At 70.6% G+C, this 2366-nt stretch carries 3 protein-coding genes and 1 pseudogene; all 4 read right to left on the bottom strand.

The window, feature by feature from the left end; translation table 11 throughout:
- Positions 1-275 (bottom strand): annotated as a pseudogene (locus tag V7E09_RS15295) (molybdopterin-dependent oxidoreductase); the annotation flags it as partial.
- Between the two features lie 113 nt (positions 276-388).
- Entirely contained in the window at positions 389-967 is a 579-nt protein-coding gene (mobA, locus tag V7E09_RS15290; protein ID WP_324523697.1) for a molybdenum cofactor guanylyltransferase, read from the bottom strand.
- A gap of 5 nt (positions 968-972) precedes the next feature.
- A complete protein-coding gene (locus V7E09_RS15285; RefSeq protein WP_324510648.1) occupies positions 973-1215 on the bottom strand; it encodes a MoaD/ThiS family protein in 243 nt (80 codons plus the stop codon).
- A gap of 28 nt (positions 1216-1243) precedes the next feature.
- Entirely contained in the window at positions 1244-2263 is a 1020-nt protein-coding gene (moaA, locus tag V7E09_RS15280; protein ID WP_324510647.1) for a GTP 3',8-cyclase MoaA, read from the bottom strand.
- Between the last annotated feature and the right edge of the window lie 103 nt (positions 2264-2366).

Raw genomic sequence — 2366 nt, 5'->3', positions numbered from 1 at the left:
CCCGTGGTGGGGTAGTCGGTCTGCTGCGACTCCCAGGTGATGATGCCGTCCTTGACGTAGACCTTCCAGGAGCACGAGCCGGTGCAGTTCACGCCGTGGGTGGACCGGACGACCTTGTCGTGGCTCCAGCGGTCGCGGTAGAAGATGTCGCCGGAGCGTCCGCCCTCGCGGAAGGTGGCGCGCAGATCCTGGGTGCTGTCCCAGCGGGTGAAGTATCGACCGACCTTCAGCAGGGCATCTGAGGCTGGCCCGTCGAGTCTGGCGCGAGGTTCCATGGCGCTGAGTTTTGCACAAGTTACTCGGATAAACATGTCTGGCGGGGACTCTGCGCTGGGGTTCTCCGGGCGGCCTCGCGGGCATTCTCAGACGCGGGACGAGGCGGCGAGTTTCACCGCGAATGCGGCGGCCGGGCCCCGAGTATTTTCGCAACTTCGGGGGTGTCTAAATCCTGGGTCGCGGTGGCCGGTGCGGGGATGAGACGCACGGTCAGCGGACGCATCAACCGGCGCACGGAGACGTCTCGGGGGTCCTCGAGCAGCGAGAGGGCGTCGCGAAGCGAGCCGAGCCGGTAGCGGCCCGCCAGGTACTGCGGCCAGCCGCTGGTGTCCTCCAAGGCGATCCCGTCCTCACCCTCCGGCTCGGCGGCCAGGAGCCGCACGACGGAAAGGGGGTCCGCGAGATCGCCGGCCAGGATCAGCACCTCGTCGGCGTCCTCCAGCAGGGGGAGCGCGGCCGCGATGCCGGCCACCGGGCCGCCGAACGCGGGCGACTCCCTGCGGAACCTCACGCGAGGGTCGGAGGACCACCCGTGAGGCGGGTCGCCCGCGACGACCACGCGCGAGGCCCACGTGAGGGCGGCGTCCACGCTCCGGGTCAACAGCGGGCGCCCCTCCAAGACGAGCGCCAGCTTGTCCGTTCCCATCCGGGTCGAGCGTCCACCGCCCAGCACCAGACCCGCCCGGCGCATGGGGCCTACCCGCCCGCGAAGGGGGGCAGCACGTCCACGCGCTGCACCCCGGCCAGGGGCGCATCCGGATCGTCGAGGCGGGCTCCGTCGGCGAGGAGGGAACTGACCCGCAGCACCTCCGCGAGCCGCGGGTTCGACCTCCCCAGTTCGGCCCGCAGTTCGGACGCGGTCAATTCGCTCGCGTCCACCTCGGCCTCGTCGAGTCCTGCAGCCTCCGCCGCGCCGGCGAAGTATCGGATCTGCACCATGGGTTCCTCCTTGTGTGTGTAGGGATGCTCAACCGCCGATGGCGCTCATCGTCCGGCCGGGTTGGTGGAAGCCCGGCTCGTCGATGCCGTGGGCCGGGGGCTTGCCCCATTGCGCGAGGCGCCACGCTTGGGCGAGATCCTCGTCACTGCCCCCGCCGCGCAGCACGGCGCGCAGATCGGTCTCCTGGCGGGAGAAGAGGCAGGAACGGATCTGTCCGTCCGCGGTGAGTCGGGTCCGGTCGCATCCACCGCAGAACGGCTTGGTCACGGAGGCGATCACGCCCAGCCGCCCCCCGGGTTGAGTGGTGTCGGGGGCGACCTGCCACAGTGCTGCCGGGGCCGGGCCGCGCGGGCCATCGACGGGGGACAGCGTGAAGGCGCCGCCCAGCATCGCCAGGACTTCGTCGGCGGTGACCATGTCGTCGCGCCGCCACTCGCCCTGCGGGCCCAGCGGCATCTGCTCGATGAAGCGCAGTTCGTAGCCCCGCTCCAGGCAGAACCGCGCCAAGGGGACCACGTCTTGCTCGTTGGTGCCCCGCAGGACGACCGAGTTGATCTTGACCGGGCGCAGGCCCGCCTGGTCGGCGGCGAGGATCCCCGCCAGGACGTCGTCGAGCCGGTCTCTGCGGGCCAACTGCGCGTAGCGTGCGCGATCGAGAGAGTCCAGCGAGACGTTCACGCGGTCGAGCCCCGCCCGCACCAGGCCGCCGATGCGACGATCGAGGCCCAGGCCGTTGGTGGTCAGTGCCAGCTCCGGGCGTCCGGCCGAACCGACGAGCGACGCGGCTCCGGCGACGATGTGCTCCAGGCCGCGACGCAGCAGCGGCTCACCGCCGGTGAAGCGGACGCGGGTGATCCCGCCGTGCTCCACCGCGACGCGGATGAGGCGCACGACCTCGTCGTCGGTGAGAGTCTCCTCGGTCGGCAGCCAGGGGAGGCCTTCGGCGGGCATGCAGTAGCTGCACCGTAGATTGCACCGATCGGTCAGCGAGACGCGCAGGTCGCGCGCCACCCGCCCATACCGATCCGCCAATTGTCCAAGCAACATGGATGAACAGTACCGGTGGTCGTGGATGCTGTCCCGACACGCTTGAGGCAGGTGAGAAGATCCGTGGGTGGCCCTCACTCGACAGCACGGACTCGGGCCGACG

It is taken from the genome of Propioniciclava sp. (assembly GCF_036744435.1).
Lineage (GTDB): Bacteria > Actinomycetota > Actinomycetes > Propionibacteriales > Propionibacteriaceae > Propioniciclava.
Note: the sequence above shows the minus strand (reverse complement) of the source record. Positions and strands in the feature narration are given on the sequence as shown.

Coding starts and splice junctions, on each gene's coding strand:
- mobA (WP_324523697.1), bottom strand. CDS start 967: ATGCGCCGGGCGGGTCTGGTGCTGGGCGGTGGACGCTCGACCCGGATG.
- V7E09_RS15285 (WP_324510648.1), bottom strand. CDS start 1,215: ATGGTGCAGATCCGATACTTCGCCGGCGCGGCGGAGGCTGCAGGACTC.
- moaA (WP_324510647.1), bottom strand. CDS start 2,263: ATGTTGCTTGGACAATTGGCGGATCGGTATGGGCGGGTGGCGCGCGAC.